At 65.7% G+C, this 16,992-nt stretch carries 14 protein-coding genes; 8 read left to right on the forward strand and 6 right to left on the reverse strand.

The genetic code is table 11. The annotated features are described in order from the left end of the window. Window positions 1-73: 73 nt before the first annotated feature. From ACYQ2W_RS09105 to alaC, 3 genes are read right to left on the reverse strand one after another with little or no spacing between them, the layout of a single operon-like run. A complete protein-coding gene (locus ACYQ2W_RS09105) occupies window positions 74-1,387 on the reverse strand; it encodes a homoserine dehydrogenase (RefSeq protein WP_459865483.1) in 1,314 nt (437 codons plus the stop codon). Between the two features lie 36 nt (window positions 1,388-1,423). Then, a complete protein-coding gene (locus ACYQ2W_RS09110) occupies window positions 1,424-2,692 on the reverse strand; it encodes a pyridoxal phosphate-dependent aminotransferase (RefSeq protein WP_459865485.1) in 1,269 nt (422 codons plus the stop codon). Further along, window positions 2,689-3,876, reverse strand: a complete 1,188-nt coding sequence (alaC, locus tag ACYQ2W_RS09115) for an alanine transaminase (protein WP_459865487.1) — start codon at window positions 3,874-3,876, stop codon at window positions 2,689-2,691. The genes ACYQ2W_RS09110 and alaC overlap by 4 nt, the downstream gene beginning before the upstream one ends. 94 nt (window positions 3,877-3,970) lie before the next feature. Between alaC and ACYQ2W_RS09120 the strand changes: the two genes are divergently transcribed. Then, a complete protein-coding gene (locus ACYQ2W_RS09120; protein ID WP_459865489.1) occupies window positions 3,971-4,342 on the forward strand; it encodes an Mth938-like domain-containing protein in 372 nt (123 codons plus the stop codon). Between the two features lie 272 nt (window positions 4,343-4,614). Here the strand turns inward: ACYQ2W_RS09120 and ACYQ2W_RS09125 are convergent, their stop codons facing one another. Together ACYQ2W_RS09125 and ACYQ2W_RS09130 are read right to left on the reverse strand one after the other, a co-directional pair. Continuing rightward, the gene (locus tag ACYQ2W_RS09125; protein WP_459865491.1) at window positions 4,615-5,688 is read right to left on the reverse strand and encodes a 5'-nucleotidase, lipoprotein e(P4) family; all 1,074 of its coding nucleotides are present in this window, start codon (window positions 5,686-5,688) and stop codon (window positions 4,615-4,617) included. Window positions 5,689-5,822: 134 nt separating this feature from the next. Then, window positions 5,823-6,503 (reverse strand): LOG family protein, encoded by a 681-nt coding sequence (locus ACYQ2W_RS09130; RefSeq protein ID WP_459865493.1) that lies wholly within the window; start codon window positions 6,501-6,503, stop codon window positions 5,823-5,825. Between the two features lie 249 nt (window positions 6,504-6,752). Between ACYQ2W_RS09130 and ACYQ2W_RS09135 the strand changes: the two genes are divergently transcribed. The 4 genes from ACYQ2W_RS09135 to ACYQ2W_RS09150 all read left to right on the forward strand — a co-directional run bounded on the left by ACYQ2W_RS09135 (window position 6,753) and on the right by ACYQ2W_RS09150 (window position 11,176). Further along, entirely contained in the window at window positions 6,753-9,569 is a 2,817-nt protein-coding gene (locus ACYQ2W_RS09135) for an ATP-binding protein (RefSeq protein ID WP_459865495.1), read from the forward strand. A gap of 169 nt (window positions 9,570-9,738) precedes the next feature. Next, window positions 9,739-10,347 (forward strand): transcriptional repressor LexA, encoded by a 609-nt coding sequence (lexA, locus tag ACYQ2W_RS09140; RefSeq protein ID WP_459865497.1) that lies wholly within the window; start codon window positions 9,739-9,741, stop codon window positions 10,345-10,347. Continuing rightward, on the forward strand, window positions 10,344-10,967 hold the full coding sequence (gene imuA, locus ACYQ2W_RS09145) for a translesion DNA synthesis-associated protein ImuA (protein WP_459865499.1): 624 nt from the start codon (window positions 10,344-10,346) through the stop codon (window positions 10,965-10,967). Before lexA ends, imuA begins: the two co-directional genes overlap by 4 nt. Before the next feature lie 35 nt (window positions 10,968-11,002). Beyond that, window positions 11,003-11,176 (forward strand): hypothetical protein, encoded by a 174-nt coding sequence (locus ACYQ2W_RS09150; protein ID WP_459865501.1) that lies wholly within the window; start codon window positions 11,003-11,005, stop codon window positions 11,174-11,176. 172 nt (window positions 11,177-11,348) lie between these two features. On the opposite strand, the gene ACYQ2W_RS09155 is transcribed toward ACYQ2W_RS09150, so the two are convergent. Continuing rightward, complete coding sequence (locus ACYQ2W_RS09155) at window positions 11,349-12,137, reverse strand: TIGR00266 family protein (RefSeq protein WP_459865503.1); 789 nt, start codon at window positions 12,135-12,137, stop codon at window positions 11,349-11,351. Between the two features lie 268 nt (window positions 12,138-12,405). Here ACYQ2W_RS09155 and mgtE point away from each other — a divergent pair, with 268 nt between their 5' ends. From mgtE to ACYQ2W_RS09170, 3 genes are all read left to right on the forward strand, one after another. Then, complete coding sequence (mgtE, locus tag ACYQ2W_RS09160; RefSeq protein WP_459865505.1) at window positions 12,406-13,764, forward strand: magnesium transporter; 1,359 nt, start codon at window positions 12,406-12,408, stop codon at window positions 13,762-13,764. Window positions 13,765-13,974: 210 nt separating this feature from the next. Then, window positions 13,975-15,588, forward strand: a complete 1,614-nt coding sequence (gene pap / locus ACYQ2W_RS09165) for a polyphosphate:AMP phosphotransferase (protein WP_459865507.1) — start codon at window positions 13,975-13,977, stop codon at window positions 15,586-15,588. Window positions 15,589-15,747: 159 nt separating this feature from the next. Continuing rightward, a complete protein-coding gene (locus ACYQ2W_RS09170; protein WP_459865509.1) occupies window positions 15,748-16,719 on the forward strand; it encodes a TAXI family TRAP transporter solute-binding subunit in 972 nt (323 codons plus the stop codon). Window positions 16,720-16,992 lie beyond the last annotated feature (273 nt).

The following is a 16,992-nucleotide window of genomic DNA, read 5'->3' on the forward strand; positions in this document are numbered from 1 at the left end:
CCCCGTTTACGTCGCCGCAGTAGCGGCGACCTACGCACACCACGGCAGCAAGGCCCTCTCCCGGCCAGATGGATCAGGCGTCGAGGTGTTCGACCCGGATGCGGGTCACCGCACCGTTGATGCAGGAGAGCGCCTCGATGCGGCCGATCGCCTCGTTCATCTTGCCCTCGTTGACCCGCTGGGTGAGCAGGATCAACGGCACATGGACCGCACCTTCGGCGGGCTCCTTCTGGATGAACGCCTCGATGCTGATGCCGGATTCGCCGAAGATACGGGTGATGTCGGCGAGCACGCCGGGACGGTCGTCCGCCTCCATGCGCAGGTAGTAGGCGGTCTCGGTCGCCTCCACCGGCAGGATCGGCAGGTCGGAGAGCCGATCGGGCTGGAACGCCAGATGGGGCACCCGGTTCTCCGGGTCGGAGGTGAGCGCGCGGACCACGTCCACCAGATCGCCGACCACCGCCGAGGCGGTCGGCTCCGCGCCGGCACCGGCGCCGTAATAGAGGGTCGGCCCCACCGCGTCGCCCTTCACCAGCACCGCGTTCATCACCCCATCGACATTGGCGATCAACCGACGATGCGGGATCAGGGTGGGGTGGACGCGCAGTTCGATCCCCGCCTCGGTGCGCCGCGAGACGCCCAGGTGCTTGATCCGGTAGCCCAGCTCCTCGGCGTAGCAGACGTCCTCGCGGGTGATCCGGGTGATCCCTTCGGTGAATGCCTTGTCGAACTGCAGCGGCACGCCGAAGGCGATGGAGGCGAGGATGGTCAGCTTGTGGGCCGCGTCGATCCCCTCGACATCGAAGGTCGGGTCGGCCTCGGCGTAACCCAGCGCCTGCGCCTCGGCGAGCACGTCTGCGAAGTCACGCCCCTTGTCGCGCATCTCGGTGAGGATGAAATTGCCGGTGCCGTTGATGATCCCGGCGAGCCACTGGATGCGGTTGGCGGCAAGCCCCTCGCGCAACGCCTTGATGATCGGGATGCCGCCGGCCACCGCCGCCTCGAAGGCGACCATCACGCCCTTCTCTTGGGCGCGGGCGAAGATCTCGTTGCCGTACTTGGCGATCATCGCCTTGTTGGCGGTGACCACGTGCTTGCCGTTGTCGATCGCCTGCATCACCAGATCGCGGGCCAGCTCGTAGCCGCCGATCAGCTCCACCACCACCGCCACCTCAGGGTCGTTGACCACCGCGAAGGGGTCGCTGGAGAGGGTCATCCCCTCGGTGCTGAAGGGGCGCGGCTTGTCCAGGGAGCGGGCGGCGGCGTGGGTGATCTGGATGGCGCGGCCGGCGCGGCGGGCGATCTCCTCGCCGTTGCGTTGCAACACGGTGACGGTACCGCCACCGACGGTACCAAGGCCGAGCAGGCCGACTTTCACGGGATTCATGGCAGGATCTTCTCTGGTGTGGGTTCGTGTGTGGAATCAGGCGTGCAGCTTGTTGTAACGATGCAGGAAGTGCTCGATACGGGTCATCGCCTCCTGGAGATCGTCGCTGTTGGGCAGGAAGACCATGCGGAAGTGGTCGGCAGCCGGCCAGTTGAAACCGCTCCCCTGGACCACCAGCACCTTCTCCTCCTTGAGCAACTTCAGGGCGAACTCCTGATCGTCGCTGATCGGATACATCGCCGGATCGAGGCGCGGGAACAGGTAGAGCCCGGCGCTGGGTTTGACGCAGCTCACCCCGGGCAGCGCGTTGAGCGCCTCCCAGGCCTGATCGCGCTGGCGGCGCAGGCGACCGCCGGGTGCGACCAGGTCGTCGATGCTCTGGTAGCCGCCGAGCGCGGTCTGGATCGCGAACTGCCCCGGCACGTTGGAGCAGAGCCGCATCGAGGCGAGGATGTCGAGGCCGGCGATGTAGTCGACGGCGTGACGCTTCTCGCCGGAGACCACCATCCAGCCGGCGCGGTAGCCGCAGGCGCGGTAGTTCTTCGACAGGCCGTTGAAGGTGACGAAGAAGACGTCGTCGGCGAACGAGGCGACCGAGGTGTGCTTGGCGCCGTCGTAGAGCATCTTGTCGTAGATCTCGTCGGCGAAAAGGATCAGCTGGTGCTGGCGGGCGATCTCGATCAGCTCCTGCAGCAGCTCGTCCGAGTAGAGGGCGCCGGTGGGGTTGTTGGGGTTGATGATCACCAGGGCGCGGGTGTTGGCGGTAATGCGGCTGCGGATGTCGTCCAGGTCGGGCATCCACTCGGCCTGTTCGTCGCACAGGTAGTGGCGCGGGGTGCCGCCGCCGAGACTCACCGCGGCGGTCCACAGCGGGTAGTCGGGGGCCGGCACCAGCACCTCGTCGCCGTTGTTGAGCAGCGCCTGCATCGCCATCACGATCAGCTCGGAGACGCCGTTGCCGATGTAGATGTCCTCCATCCCCACCCCGGCAATGTGCTTGCTCTGGCAGTAGTGCATGATCGCCTTGCGGGCGGAGAACATCCCCTTTGACTCGGAGTAACCGGAGGCGAGCGGCAGGTTATGGATCACATCCTGCTGGATCTCCTCGGGCGCATCGAAGCCGAAGGGAGCCAGATTGCCCAGATTGAGCTTGAGGATCCGGTGCCCCTCCTCCTCCATCAGGCGGGCGTGCTCCATCACCGGGCCGCGGATGTCGTAGTAGACGTTGTCCAGCTTCGAGGATTTGTTCAGGGGGCGCAGCATGGTGGCGGCCTTGGCGGCATCTACAGGGGGATTGGAGGTCAAATCAGGCCATCCTTGCGGAACATTTCACGGATACCGCGGATCGCCTGGCGCGTGCGGTGCTCATTTTCGATCAGGCCGAAGCGGATGTGGTCGTCGCCATACTCGCCAAAGCCGATACCGGGGGAGACCGCCACCTTCGCCTCGTCGAGCAGCTTCTTGGAAAACTCCAGCGAACCGAGGGGGCGATAGGCCTCGGGAATCGGCGCCCAGACGAACATCGTCGCCTTCGGCTTCTCCACCTCCCAGCCGATCGCGCCGAGCCCCTCGCAGAGCACGTCGCGGCGCCGCCGGTACATCTCGCGGATCTCGGCGACGCACTCCTGCGGCCCCTCCAGGGCGGCGATCGAGGCCACCTGGATCGGCGTGAACATGCCGTAGTCGAGGTAGGACTTCATCCGGCCCAGCGCCGCCACCAGGGTGGGGTTGCCGCACATGAAGCCGACCCGCCAACCGGGCATGTTGTAGCTCTTCGACATGGAGTAGAACTCCACCGCCACCTCCTTGGCGCCGGGCACCTGGAGGATCGACGGCGGCTGGTAGCCGTCGAAGGCGATCTCGCCGTAGGCGATGTCGTGGACCGCCCAGATCTCGTGCTCGCGGCAGATCTCCACCACCTTCTCGAAGAAGTCGAGCTCGACGCACTGGGTGGTCGGGTTGCCGGGGAAGTTGAGGAGCAGGAACTTGGGGCGCGGCCAGCAGTCGCGGATCGCCTTCTGCAGCTCCTCGAAGAAGTCCTTGCCCTCTACCAGCGGCACATGGCGGATGTCGGCACCGGAGATGACGAAGCCGTAGGGGTGGATCGGATAGGCCGGATTGGGCACCAGCACCGCGTCACCGGGACCGGTGGTGGCCAGCGCCAGGTGGGCCAACCCCTCCTTCGAACCGATGGTGACGATCGCCTCGCTTTCCGGATCGAGATCGACGTCGAACTTCTCCTTGTACCAGTTGCAGATCGCCCGGCGCAGCCGCGGGATCCCCTTGGACATGGAGTAGCGGTGGGTATCGCTGCGCTGGGCGGCCTCGCACAGCTTGTCGACGATGTGCTTCGGCGTCGGCTGGTCGGGGTTGCCCATGCCGAAGTCGATGATGTCCTCGCCGCGCGCGCGGGCCTTCGCCTTGAGGTCGTTGACGATCGCGAAGACGTAGGGGGGGAGGCGCTTGATGCGCTGAAATTCTTCGATCAAGGTGCTGTAAATCCGCTATATTACGGGGAAATTTCGGCCGACGCGACCGAAGCGGACTACATTACCACTCCTGTAATAGGTGTCAATCGACCCCATGCAACTGGACCTCGACAGCCACCTCGGCGGCCTGCGCATCGACGCCTACGGTGTCGGCTGGGCGCGCATCGGCGCGCGCCGTTTCGAGGGCAGCCTGGCGCTGTCGCGGGAGCGGGTGATCGACGAGTGGACGGCGCCCTCTCTCGCCGAGCTGACTGCCGACCACTTCCGGCGGCTGGCCGAACTGAACCCCGAACTGGTGCTGCTCGGCACCGGCGCCAACCTCACCTTCCCCGCCACCGAGCTGACCGTACCACTGATCGAGCGCGGCATCGGCCTGGAGGTGATGGACACCGCCGCCGCCATCCGTACCTACAACCTGCTCGCCGGCGACGGCCGGGCGGTGGTGGCGGCGCTGATCCTCGGTTGAGAGGACTGCTGAAGAATGGGGCGGCCTTTTACCATGAACGAAAGGCAAAGAGGAGCGAAGGGTATGACGCTCCCGTCATCGATACGCTCCCTCCCGAAGGCCGTAGGTCGGGGCTACTGCCCCGACGGAACGGAAGCAGCGGGGTATGAGCCGTCACGCTCGTTCCGAACGGTACCCCGTTCGGTCAAGACCGGAAGCAAGGCAAGCAGCGGTGCCTCCGTTTCCGTCGGCGCGGTAGCGCCGACCTACGCCACCAAGACCGCCTGCGAGGGTCAATCGGTCTTCAACATCTTCAGCTCGTCGGCCACCTGCTGCCCCACGCTCAGCGAGCGATAACCCAGATAGCTCGACTGCCAGTTGCCGTAAGCGGCATTGGGCAGGGCCATCCAACGATCGGCGTAATAACCGGCGTGATCCCGGTCGATCCGGTCACGCTCCTGCGGGGTGAGATGTCCCAGCAGCAGCCGCTTGCGCTCCTCCGGCGAGTCGTTGGCACCCGGCAGGGTACTGTAGAAATCGCCCTGGCTGTCGCCGAACTGGAGCAGCACCCGATAGCGGCTGCCGATGGCGGCGCGACGCTGGAATTTGGCCAGATACCAGCGCGGCTGGTCGATATTGAGCAGCCTCTTGACCAGCGACTCCATCGCGGGGCAGGCGATCACCTGATCGGGATCGGCGTAACCGGTGTTGCGCGAGATCAGGTAGACCCCCTCCTCCGGGAAGCCCGCCTCGCTGAGATTCCTGCGGGTCGCCTCATCCTGGTCGCAGGCGCGGTTGGAGACGAAAAAGACGGCCACCCCACGCCTCACCGCATAGCGGACGAAATCCGCCGCCCCGGCCACCGCCTCGGCCTTCCCCTCGGCGGTCCAGTCGCGCCACGCCTGCCCCATCTCCAGCGTCGGATCCTTTGCCTGGCGGGCAAAAAGCGGGGAGTTGTCGAGCACCGTTTCGTCGATATCGAGGATGATCGCCGGTGCCGGCGGCAGGGTGGTGATGCGATTGTCGTTCTGGGAGACCAGCGCACTCCATCCGGGGTTGGCCAGGGCCTGATCGAGGCGTAGCCGGGCGTTGCCGTAGAGGGTACGGGCAGCGGCGCGGTACTCCGGCGCCTTCTGTTCCCAGAACACCGCGTTGAGCTGGGGAACGGCGGCCGGCGGCGGGGTCGGCGATACCGAGGGGGAGACCTCCGGAGACGGGGACTGCGCGACACCCGGTGGTGTGGCGGTGGGCATCACGGCAGGCGTGCCCCCGGCCTGCGCCGCCCTCTCCTTGCCGCAGTCGCACCCCACCAGCAGCAGCGGCAGCAACACGACGCTCCAACCCAGCCCTTTAGCCAGACGTGCCATAACTCACTCTCCCGATGTAATTGCTCCTTTGCGCAGTCTATTTGGCGCCCCTCGCCCTGTATGTAGGTATTTTCAGGCAATCCCCATGAAAAACGCCTCCCGAGGGAGGCGCGCGATGGAGAGCGCCCTCCCGTTCACGGCGAGCGCTTGCGGTCACGCCGGTCCGAAGGATAGTCCTGGGAGATCTCCACGTAGTGGGTGGTGATGATCCGCGACGCCTCCTCGGGGTCGTCGCAGAGATAGAAGAGATCGAGATCACCGCTGTCGATGCAGCCGGTGGCGAGCATGGTCTGGCGCAGCCACTCGATCAGACCGCCCCAGTAGCTCTTGCCGATGAGGATCACCGGGAAGTGGCGGATCTTGTCGGTCTGGATCAGGGTGAGCGCCTCGAACAGCTCGTCCAGGGTGCCGAAGCCCCCCGGGGCGATGATGTAGGCGATGGAATACTTGACGAACATCAGCTTGCGCACGAAGAAGTAGCGGAAATCCAGGCTGATGTCCTGATAGGTGTTGGGGGACTGCTCGTGGGGCAGTTGGATGTTGAGCCCCACCGACTCCCCCTTGCCGTCGTGCCCCCCCTTGTTGGCCGCCTCCATGATCCCCGGGCCGCCGCCGGTGATGATCGAGAAGCCGGCGCGGGAGAGGTTGTAGGCCACCTGCTCGATGGTCTGATAGTAGGGGCTGTCGGACTTCAGCCGGGCGCTGCCGAAGATCGCCACCGCCGGCCCCAGCTCGTTGAGGGTCTCGACGCCGTCGATCAGCTCGGCCTGGATGCGGAAGATCCGCCACGTTTCGGAAGTCTTCAAATCTTCCATATTCTCTTTTCCTTTCATCGAATTATGTTTTCTTTTGCAGTAAACACATCAACTCATGGTACTGCAATTTCCCATCGTTAGACAGACGCGTCAAGGTCCCGTTCGACCAACCTTTTGTTTGCTGGCGACGGGTATTGCCGAGCGCTAGACTCCAGTGCGAACGGGCGTATCAGGAACAGCGAGCGAACCCTTCGGAACCAGCAAAGGAGTGACGGACTGATCGAACCGAACCCGGTCAGTCGATTGCGCATGACCCCTATTCCCCACCGGCAAACAGCCAACCCTCCGTTGCGGGAGCTGGCGGTCCGCTTCGCCTATCTCTTCGCCCCCCTCGCCGCCCTGCTGCTGGGCGGCATCTGGCTGATGCTGTCGATGGACCTGGAGGTGTCGCGAGCCCGGGTGGAGGCGTCCCAACAGGCGGTCGCCCGGCAGACCGCCCACCGCTTGGCCCACCTCGTCCAGGACGTCGTCACCGACGTCAAGGTGCTGGCGGGAGAGCCGGCGCTGCACCGGCTTCTCGATCGGGGAGACGCCGAAGCCTATCGTCAGGCCAGCCAGGCGTTGCTCAATTTCTCCGCGCAGAAACGGGTGTATGACCAGATCCGCTACCTGGACGGGAACGGCAGGGAGGTGGTCAGAGTCAACTACGACGGCCACCGTGCCGCGGTGGTGTCCGCCGAACGCCTGCAGGACAAAGCGCGGCGCTACTACTTCACCGACACCTTCGCGCTGGAGGCCGGCCGGATCTTCATCTCGCCCATGGACCTGAACGTCGAAAACGGCGAGATCGAGGTTCCGTACAAGCCGACCATCCGTATCGGCACCCCGGTCACCGACCAGGAGGGACGCAAACGGGGCATCGTCCTGGTCAACTACCGAGCCGCCCTACTGCTCGACCAGTATCGTGACTTGATGGCGCATTCGGCCGCCGCCGCTGCGGCGACCGAGGGGATGCTGCTGAATCGGAACGGATTCTGGCTGGCGGCCCCCGACGCCGCCGACGAGTGGGGTTTCATGCTGGCCCACGGCCGGAGCTTCGCCCGGCGTTTCCCCGCGGTGTGGGAAAAGATCCGTTCAAACGACGAGGGGACGGTCTCGGCCACGCAGGGACTCTATACCTACGCGACGGTCTACCCCCTGAAACCGAGCCAATACGCGACCACCGGCAGCACCGATCCAGGCGCTCCCAGCGACGCGCCGCTGGATCCGCGAAACTACCACTGGAAGGTCGTCGCCTTCCGGCCCGCCGGCACGCTGCCCGCGCTGGACTATCGAACCTATCCCATCGTCTGCTGGAGCAGCATCCTGCTGCTGCTGCTCGTCGCCGCACTGACCTGGGCCTTCGCCCGCGCCTCCCTCGCCCGCCGCCGCGGCGTGGCCGCCTTGGCCGAAAGCGAAAGCCATCTGCGCGAGATCACCGGGACGCTCGCCGAAGGGCTCTACGTCGCCGACACCGCAGGGAGAATCACCTACGTCAACCCGGAGGCCTGCCGCCTGCTCGGTCGCGCCGAACGGCAGCTCCTCGGCCAGCACCCCCACACGCTGTTCCACCACCACGACGGCGACCCGCCGCCGCAGGCCCCATGTCCGATCGATCATTCGATCTCCGCGGGAAACCGCTATCGCAATGACCAGGACGCCTTCCGGCACGACGACGGCACCCTGTTTCCGGTGACCGTCAGCGCCTCGCCGATCCTCCGCGACGGCCGGGTCCTCGGATCGGTCGTCGCCTTCCACGACATCTCCGAACGGCGGCGCATGGAATCGGAACTGGAGGACCACCGCCAGCACCTGGAAGAGACGGTGGCCACCCGTACCAGGAAACTGCGCCGCGAGATCGAGGAACGCAAACGCATGGAGGCCGACCTCCGCCAGGCCAAGGAGTCGGCGGAACGGGCCAGTCAGGCCAAGAGCGAGTTCCTTGCGGTAATGAGCCACGAGACCCGCACGCCACTGAATGCCATCCTCGGTATGGGCGAAATGCTCGTCGACACCACCCTGGACAAGGAACAGCGAGGATACCTGGAGGTACAACTGCGCGCGGGCAAAGGACTTCTCCAGCTGATCGACGACATCCTCGACATGGCCAAACTGGAGTCGGGCCTGTTCGAACGACACGACGAGACCTTCTACATGGCCGAGTTGATCGACTCGGCGCTCATGGTCTTCAACGATCAGACGCAGGGAAAAGAGGTGATCCTGAGACACCAAATCGATCCCGACATCGAGGGCGGATGGCTGGGAGACGAAGGGCGGCTGCGCCAAATCCTCATCAACCTGATCGGCAACGCCATCAAATTCACCCCGCGCGGCGAGGTTCGGGTCTCCGTCAAACCATCGCCGTCCGGTGGACGCGAAAAAGTGGTGGCGTTCAGCGTCAGCGATACCGGTATCGGGATCGACAAAGAGGATCAGGAGCGGATCTTCGCCCCCTTCAACCAGGTGGACAGCTCCTACACCCGACGCTTCGGCGGTACCGGCCTGGGGTTGGCCATCGTTTGCAGGTTGACCGAATTTCTCAACGGAAAACTCAGCGTGGAAAGTGAACCGGGGAAGGGTTCCACCTTCGTCGTATCGCTCCCCTTGGAGCGGATCGAGCTGCCCGAAGCCCAACCGAACGCCCTCCCCGCAGCGGTGGCCGACACGCCGCCTGCCGACGCCACCCCCAGCGATGCGCCAAGTCATGGAAAGGGTCTGAAAATCCTGCTCGCAGAGGATGCCCCGGACAACTCGCTGCTCATCGAGACCTATCTCAGGAAGTCCCCCCACACGATCCACACCGTGATCAACGGCCAGGAGGCCGTCGAGGCGGCAAAGAGCGAGCACTTCGACCTCATCCTGATGGACATCCAGATGCCGGTGATGGACGGTCATGAGGCGACCCGGAGAATCCGCGCCTGGGAGCGGGAAGAGCGGCGCGAAGCGATGACCATCGTCGCCCTCACCGCCCACGCCCTCAAAGAGGACGAACAGCGCAGCCTGGCGGCGGGCTGCGATCTCCACCTGACCAAGCCGATCCGCAAAGAGGTGCTCATCGCGGCCCTGAAAATGCTGGCGGCGGCCTGAGAAGCCCGGCCAGGGCCCCACCGCTTATTTGCCTTTCGGACTGAACGCAGCGCGACCGGTTCATCCGAATCATTAGATGACGACTTCCTCCGTGTGACCTACCCCTTGCCATTTCCTTCAGACTGTATATACTCCCAATCACTGTACAGAAAGACATGGACAACCCACCATGGAAAATCTCACCGCCCGCCAGCAACAGATCCTCGACATGATCCGCCGCCACGTGGAGGAGAACAACGCCCCCCCCACCCGTGCCGAGATCGCCCTCTACTTCGGCTTCCGCTCCCCCAACGCCGCCGAGCAGCACCTGCGCGCCCTGGCCCGCAAGGGGGCGATCGAACTCACCCCCGGCAACGCCCGCGGCATTCGCCTGACCGAAGAGCTGGATCCGGGGCTCCCCCTGGTCGGCCGGGTCGCCGCCGGCAGCCCGATCCTCGCCACCGAGCATGTGGAGGCGCACTTCCAGCTCGACCCCCACCTGTTCCAGCCCCGCGCCGACTACCTGCTGCGGGTGCGGGGCCTAAGCATGAAGGATGTGGGGATCCTCGACGGCGACCTGCTGGCGGTCCACCAGACCCGCGAAGCGCGCAACGGCCAGATCGTCGTCGCCCGCATCGAGGACGAGGTGACGGTGAAGCGCTTCGAAAAGCGGGGCAACAAGGTGCGGCTGATCGCCGAGAACCCCGACTTCTCCCCGATCGAACTGGACCTCAGCCGCGACGAACTGACCATCGAGGGGCTCGGTGTCGGCGTCATCCGCAACGGCAACCCGCTATGAACGAATCACTGGAGAGCCTGCTTGCCGAGCGCGGCGACATCTGGCGCGCCGGCACCCCCGGAGAGGAGCGTCATCCCCTCGCCAGCGGCTTCGACGAACTGGACGAACGGCTCGGCGGCGGCTGGCCCCAAGGGGCCCTCACCGAACTCCACTACGACGAAGAAGGGGTCGGCGAACTGGGCCTGCTGATGCCGGCCCTCGCCCGATTGAGCCAGGAGGGGCGCTGGATCGCCTGGATCGCCCCCCCCCACATCCCCTACGCCCCAGCCCTGGCCGCCCACGAAGTCGATCTCGCCAAGGTCCTGCTGGTCCATCCGCGCAGCCAGGCCGATGCCCTCTGGGCCACCGAACAGGCGTTGCGCTCCGGCACCTGCGGCGCGGTCCTCGCCTGGCCCGGCAAGGCCGACGACCGTGCCCTGCGCCGCCTCCAACTGGCCGCCGAGGCCCGCGGCTGCTGGGGCGTGCTGTTCCGCCCTGCCGAACGCCACGACCGCCCCTCCCCGGCGGCCCTGCGGCTCTCCCTGCGGCCGCGTCCGCAAGGCGTCGGCGTCCGGCTCCTCAAACGTCGCGGCGGTCACGCCGGAGACCGGGAGAGCCAGCTCCGGCTCCCCTTCAACTGACATCCACTGAACACCAAACCCCAGGGAGAACCGCCATGACCGGCCTGATCCTCGCCATCCTCACCGTCACCGGCGCCGCCACCACCGTGCTGCGCCGCCTCGCCACCCTCCGCCCCCCGCGCCGCCTCCAGCGCCGCCCCGATCCGCTGCCGGTGCGCATGCACCGCCGCTGGTACGTCACCAGCGCCCCCAACCGCCATCGGGTATGAAGGCCAACCCAAGGCCCGCTCAATCATGAAGGGCATGAAGCGGAACGAAGGCAACCATCTCACCACCCTCACCGCCACTCCCCAGCCGCCAAGACCTGAGCCATCACGATCTTCGTGTTATCTCCCCCTTGGGAAACATAGGGTGCATAGGGGTATGAAAGGCGTCGCTCGATCAGTCCCCGTCCAGCAAGCGGCCGATGCCGCCGAGTACCGAGCCCTCCCCCTGGGCGCTGCCACCGGCGGAGGGGGCATTGGCGAGGATGCGGTCGGCCATCCGTGAGAAGGGCAGGCTCTGCAGCCACACCGTACCGTGGCCGCGCAGCGTCGCCAGGAACAGCCCCTCGCCGCCGAAGACCATCGACTTGAGGTTGCCGGCCCGCTCGATGTCGTAGTCGATGCCGCCGGTGAAACCCACCAGGCAGCCGGTGTCGACCCGCAGCGTCTCCCCATCCAACCGCTTCTCGACGATCGTCCCGCCGGCCTGGATGAAGGCCATGCCGTCCCCCTCCAGGGTCTGCAGGATGAATCCCTCACCGCCGAACAGACCGCTGCCGAGTCGGCGGTTGAAGGTGATGTCGATCCGCGTGCCGAGGGCGGCACAGAGGAAGGCATCCTTCTGACAGGTGACCCGCTCGCCCAGTTTGCCCATGTCCAGCGGGACGATGTTGCCGGGATAGGGCGCGGCGAAGGCAACCCGGCGCTTGCTGCGGCCGCGGTTGGTGAAGTGGGTGGTGAAAATCGACTCGCCGGTGAAGACCCGCTTGCCGGCAGAGAAGAGCTTGCCCATCAGTCCCTGATCGGCCTCGGAACCGTCGCCCATGCGGGCCTCGAAGTCGATCCCCTCCTCCATGTAGGTCATCGCCCCCGCCTCGGCGATCACCGTCTCGCCCGGATCCAGCTCCACCTCCACCAACTGCATCTCCGAACCCAGGATTTCGTAGTCGACCTCGTGGCAACGCATGTGGGCATCTCCCCCTGTGGTAAATGATGAAGAGACTATACACGCCGACGAAACCGCGACGAAAATCCTTCTGCGCCAGCAACCGCTCCCCCTCTAGGAGCCGCAGATTGACGCAGATTGGACTGAACATTCATCTGCGAAGATCCGCGTCAATCCGAGGTTGATTCTCCATGTCGGGGGCGAGTGCCTATCTCCGCCATTTGTCGACGGCACTCGACGGACTACAATAGGCGGCCCCGTCGTCCGTCCCGCCCGTTGAGCCCTACCGATGTCCCCAGCCGCTGACAACAACGATTTCCAGGGTCGCCTGCGGCGCTTCACCGAAGCCCTGGAGAGCGGCACGCTGCTGCGCGTGCGGCGGCTGCTCAACGAACTCCACCCCGCCGAGACCGCCCACCTGCTGGAGGCACTGCCGCCCGCCCAGCGCGAGCTGGTGTGGGAGCTGGTGGACCCGGAGATGGACGGCGAGATCCTGGTGCTGGTCAGCGACGAGGTGCGCGCCGCGCTGATCCGCCACATGGACGACGAGGAGCTGGTGGCGGCCACCGAGGGCCTCGACACCGACGACCTGGCCGACCTCCTCCAGGACCTGCCGGACGCGGTGACCCAAGAGGTCCTGCGCTCCATGGACAGCCAGAACCGGCGGCGCCTGGAGGCGGTGCTCTCCTACCCCGAGGACAGCGCCGGCGGCCTGATGAACACCGACACCATCACCGTGCGGCCCGACGTGCCGCTCGATGTGGTGCTGCGCTACCTACGCATGCGCGGCGAGCTGCCGGCGCTCACCGATAGCCTGATCGTGGTCAACCGCTTCGACGTCTACATCGGTCTGCTGCCGCTCACCGTGCTGCTCACCCAGAACCCCAACCTCACCGTCGGCGAGGTGATGGACCGTAGCCTGGAGGGGATCAACGCCGCCACCGAGGACAACGACGTCGCGGCGCTGTTCGAGCACCGCGACCTGGTCTCCGCCCCGGTGGTGGACAACGAGGGCCATCTGCTCGGTCGTATCACCATCGACGACGTGGTCGACGTCATCCGCGACGAAGGCGAACACTCGCTGCTCGGCATGGCCGGTCTCGACGAGGACGAGGACCTCTTCGCCCCGGTGGTACCGAGCACCCAGCGCCGCGCGGTGTGGCTCGGCATCAACCTGTGCACCGCCTTTCTCGCCTCGTGGGTGATCGGCCTGTTCGAGGTGACCCTGGAGAAGGTGGTGGCGCTCGCCGTGCTGATGCCGATCGTCGCCAGCATGGGCGGCATCGCCGGCAGCCAGACCCTGACCCTGGTGATCCGCGGCCTGGCGCTGGGCCAGGTGGGCGGCGGCAACACCCGCTGGCTGGTCGCCAAGGAGCTGCTGGTGGGGCTGCTCAACGGGCTGATCTGGGCGGCGGCGGTGGGACTGGTCGCCTGGTGGTGGTTCAAGGACCCCGACATCGGGCTGGTCATCGCCTGCGCGATGATCATCAACCAGTTGGCCGCGGCATTGGCCGGCGTGGGCATCCCGCTGTTCCTGCGCCGCGTCGGCATCGACCCGGCGCTGGCCGGCTCGGTGGTACTGACCACAGTCACCGACGTGGTCGGCTTCATGGCCTTCCTGGGCCTCGGCACCCTGATTCTTTTGTGAGCGTGCGCCAATGGGGCGCGCGTTGCGCGCCCCATTGGCGCACGCTCACAAAAGAATCAGGTATTGGGGTGAAAATGCTCCCGCTATTGGACGAAACGACATCATAGAATTCGCCACATGGCTTCCGATTTCTGTTCTAATCGGGGATTGGACAACTCATTCCCATAATAAATACGGGAAGCGCGATAGCGATTCCCGAGGAGGAACGCGATGTTTGAGGCGGCGGAGTTGGGGCGGTCGGTCCCGAAAGACGAATACAAGAAGCAGGTGCCGGAACTGCGTGCCCAGTTGCTCCAGGCGCAGTTGGCGCTGCAGGAGACCAATACCCCGGTGATCATCATCATCGGCGGCGTCGACGGCGCCGGCCGCGGCGAGGTGATCAACCTGCTTCACGAATGGCTCGATCCCCGCTGGCTGGAGGCCTCCGCCTTCGGCAACCCCTCCGACGAGGAGCGCGAGCGGCCCCGCTACTGGCGCTTCTGGCGCGCGCTCCCCGGCCGCGGCAAGATCGGCATCATGTTCGGCGGCTGGTACCTCGAGCCGATCCGCCAGCACATCGCCGGCGAGACCGAACTCTCCCGCTTCGATCACCAGCTCAAGCGCATCCAATTCTTCGAGAAGATGCTGGTCGACGACGGCGCGGTGATCCTCAAGTTCTGGCTCCATCTCTCCAAGGACGGGCAGCGCAAGCGGCTGAAGAAACTGAGCAAGAACCCCTTCCACTCCTGGCGCGTCTCCAAGGAGGCGAAGGAGAACCTCGACCACTACGACCGCATCATCGAGGTCTCCGAACGGGCGATCCGCTTCTCCGACACCGGCGTCGCCCCGTGGGTGCTGGTCGAATCCGAGGACACCCGCTACCGCGACCTCACCGTCGGCATGACGCTGCTGGAGGCGCTCAACCGCCGCCTCGAAGCGCACCGCCAAGGCGAACCGCGGCAGGCGCCGATGATGCGCCGCCCCGAGGTGCCCACCGCCAACGTCACCATCCTCGACCACGTCGATCTCACCCAGCACCTCGACGACGAGACCTACAAGAAGAAGCTCACCTACTACCAGGCCAAGCTCCACCGCCTCGCCCAGGAGGCCTACGACAACCGCATCTCCACCGTGGTGGTCTACGAGGGCTCGGACGCCGGCGGCAAGGGCGGCAACATCCGCCGCATGACCGCCGCCATGGACGCCCGCCACTACCAGGTGATCCCGATCGCCGCCCCCACCGACGAGGAGCGCGCCCACCACTACCTCTGGCGTTTCTGGCGTCACATCCCGCGCCGCGGCAAGGTGACCATCTACGACCGCTCCTGGTACGGCCGGGTACTGGTCGAGCGGGTCGAGGGCTTCGCCAAGGAACACGAGTGGAGCCGCGCCTACCTGGAGATCAACGAGTTCGAGGAGCAGCTGACCGAACACGGCGTGGTGCTGATCAAGTTCTGGCTGCACATCGACAAGGACGAGCAGCTGCGCCGCTTCAAGGAGCGCGAGCAGGTCGCCTACAAGCAGCACAAGATCACCGACGAGGACTGGCGCAACCGCGAAAAGTGGGACGACTACGTGGCCGCGGTCAACGACATGGTCGCCCACACCTCCACCACCTACTCGCCATGGACGATCATCGCCGGCAACGACAAGAAGTTCGCCCGTATCCAGGCCCTGCAGACCGTCTGCGACCGCCTCGACAAGGCGCTGCACAAGGTGCGTGGCACGGTCAAGGAGCCCGAACTGGTGCTGCTCGAGGAGAAGCTCAACGGCGTCAAGGGCGAGGCGGAGGCCGCCGCCGAAGGGGGCAAGAAGGACAAGAAGTCGAAGAAATCGAAGAAGTAGCTCGACGCCACCGCACCGACACACAGCGATTCAGCACCGATACAGACGAACCGCAGATTAACGCAGATTGGCGCAGATTGGCGCAGATTTTTCCCATCTAATCTGCGCCGATCTGCGTTAATCTGCGGTTGATCATTTCATAGAGAGAGACCCCCGACCATGTTGAAACGCCGCACCCTGCTCGGCGCCGCGCTGCTCGCCGGCCTCACTTTCGGCCTCGGCGCCCAGGCCGAGGAGACCACCTTCATCACCATCGGCACCGGCGGCGTGACCGGTGTCTACTACCCCGCCGGCGGCGCCATCTGCCGGCTGGTCAACAAGGACCAGGACAAGCACCACATCCACTGCTCGGTGGAGTCCACCGGCGGCTCGATCTACAACCTCAACACCATCCGCAGCGGCGAGCTCGACCTCGGCGTCGCCCAGTCCGACTGGCAGTACCACGCCTACCACGGCACCGACCGCTTCGCCGAACAGGGGCCCAACCCGGAGCTGCGCGCGCTGTTCTCGCTCCACGCCGAACCGTTCACCGTGGTCGCCCGCGCCGATTCCGGCATCCACACCTTCGCCGACCTGAAGGGCAAGCGGGTCAACATCGGCAACCCCGGTTCCGGCCAGCGCGCCACCATGGAGGTGGTGATGCAGGCGCTGGGCTGGCAGAAATCCGACTTCACCCTCGCCTCCGAACTGAAATCGGCCGAGCAGTCGAAGGCGCTCTGCGACAACAAGATCGACGCCATCGTCTTCACCGTCGGCCACCCCTCCGGCTCGATCAAGGAGGCGACCACCGCCTGTGACGCGGTGCTGGTACCGGTGGAGGGGGCGGCCATCGACCAACTGGTGGCCGACAACGCCTACTACCGCAAGGCGGTGATCCCCGGCGGCATGTACCGTGGCAACGACGCCGACGTCCCCACCTTCGGCGTCGGCGCCACCCTGGTCGGCTCCACCCGCACCTCCGCCGAGGCGGTCTACCAGGTGGTCAAGGCGGTGTTCGACCACTTCGACCGTTTCCGCCGCCTCCACCCCGCCTTCAACCACCTGAAGAAGGCGGAGATGGTGAAGGACGGCCTCAGCGCGCCGCTTCACGAGGGGGCGACCCGCTACTTCAGAGAAGCCGGGCTTCTTTGAAACAGGTGACAGGAAGAGGGGCGCGCAAACCCGCGTCGGCATCAATCCGTCGCCCCCCGAATCTTCTGGTTACGACGCTCTGCGTCGTAACCGGCCACCTTGGACGCTCTGCGTCCTTGCACGAAGTAACGGAAAAAAGGCCCCGGTGCCACTGTTTCACACGACGCAGAGCGTCGAAGAGGGGCATTTCCACGCAAAGCGTGGAAACGAGGATGAGGGGCGCGCAAACCCGCGTCGGCGTCAATCCGTCGCCCCCCGAATCTTCTGGTTACG

The organism is Endothiovibrio diazotrophicus, from assembly GCF_054657215.1.

What these genes read in the sequence shown, in the direction of transcription:
- ACYQ2W_RS09105 (WP_459865483.1), bottom strand. Translation starts at nt 1,387, where the DNA reads ATGAATCCCGTGAAAGTCGGCCTGCTCGGCCTTGGTACCGTCGGTGGC.
- ACYQ2W_RS09120 (WP_459865489.1), top strand. Translation starts at nt 3,971, where the DNA reads ATGCAACTGGACCTCGACAGCCACCTCGGCGGCCTGCGCATCGACGCC.
- ACYQ2W_RS09125 (WP_459865491.1), bottom strand. Translation starts at nt 5,688, where the DNA reads ATGGCACGTCTGGCTAAAGGGCTGGGTTGGAGCGTCGTGTTGCTGCCG.
- ACYQ2W_RS09130 (WP_459865493.1), bottom strand. Translation starts at nt 6,503, where the DNA reads ATGGAAGATTTGAAGACTTCCGAAACGTGGCGGATCTTCCGCATCCAG.
- ACYQ2W_RS09135 (WP_459865495.1), top strand. Translation starts at nt 6,753, where the DNA reads ATGACCCCTATTCCCCACCGGCAAACAGCCAACCCTCCGTTGCGGGAG.
- lexA (WP_459865497.1), top strand. Translation starts at nt 9,739, where the DNA reads ATGGAAAATCTCACCGCCCGCCAGCAACAGATCCTCGACATGATCCGC.
- imuA (WP_459865499.1), top strand. Translation starts at nt 10,344, where the DNA reads ATGAACGAATCACTGGAGAGCCTGCTTGCCGAGCGCGGCGACATCTGG.
- ACYQ2W_RS09150 (WP_459865501.1), top strand. Translation starts at nt 11,003, where the DNA reads ATGACCGGCCTGATCCTCGCCATCCTCACCGTCACCGGCGCCGCCACC.
- ACYQ2W_RS09155 (WP_459865503.1), bottom strand. Translation starts at nt 12,137, where the DNA reads ATGCGTTGCCACGAGGTCGACTACGAAATCCTGGGTTCGGAGATGCAG.
- mgtE (WP_459865505.1), top strand. Translation starts at nt 12,406, where the DNA reads ATGTCCCCAGCCGCTGACAACAACGATTTCCAGGGTCGCCTGCGGCGC.
- pap (WP_459865507.1), top strand. Translation starts at nt 13,975, where the DNA reads ATGTTTGAGGCGGCGGAGTTGGGGCGGTCGGTCCCGAAAGACGAATAC.
- ACYQ2W_RS09170 (WP_459865509.1), top strand. Translation starts at nt 15,748, where the DNA reads ATGTTGAAACGCCGCACCCTGCTCGGCGCCGCGCTGCTCGCCGGCCTC.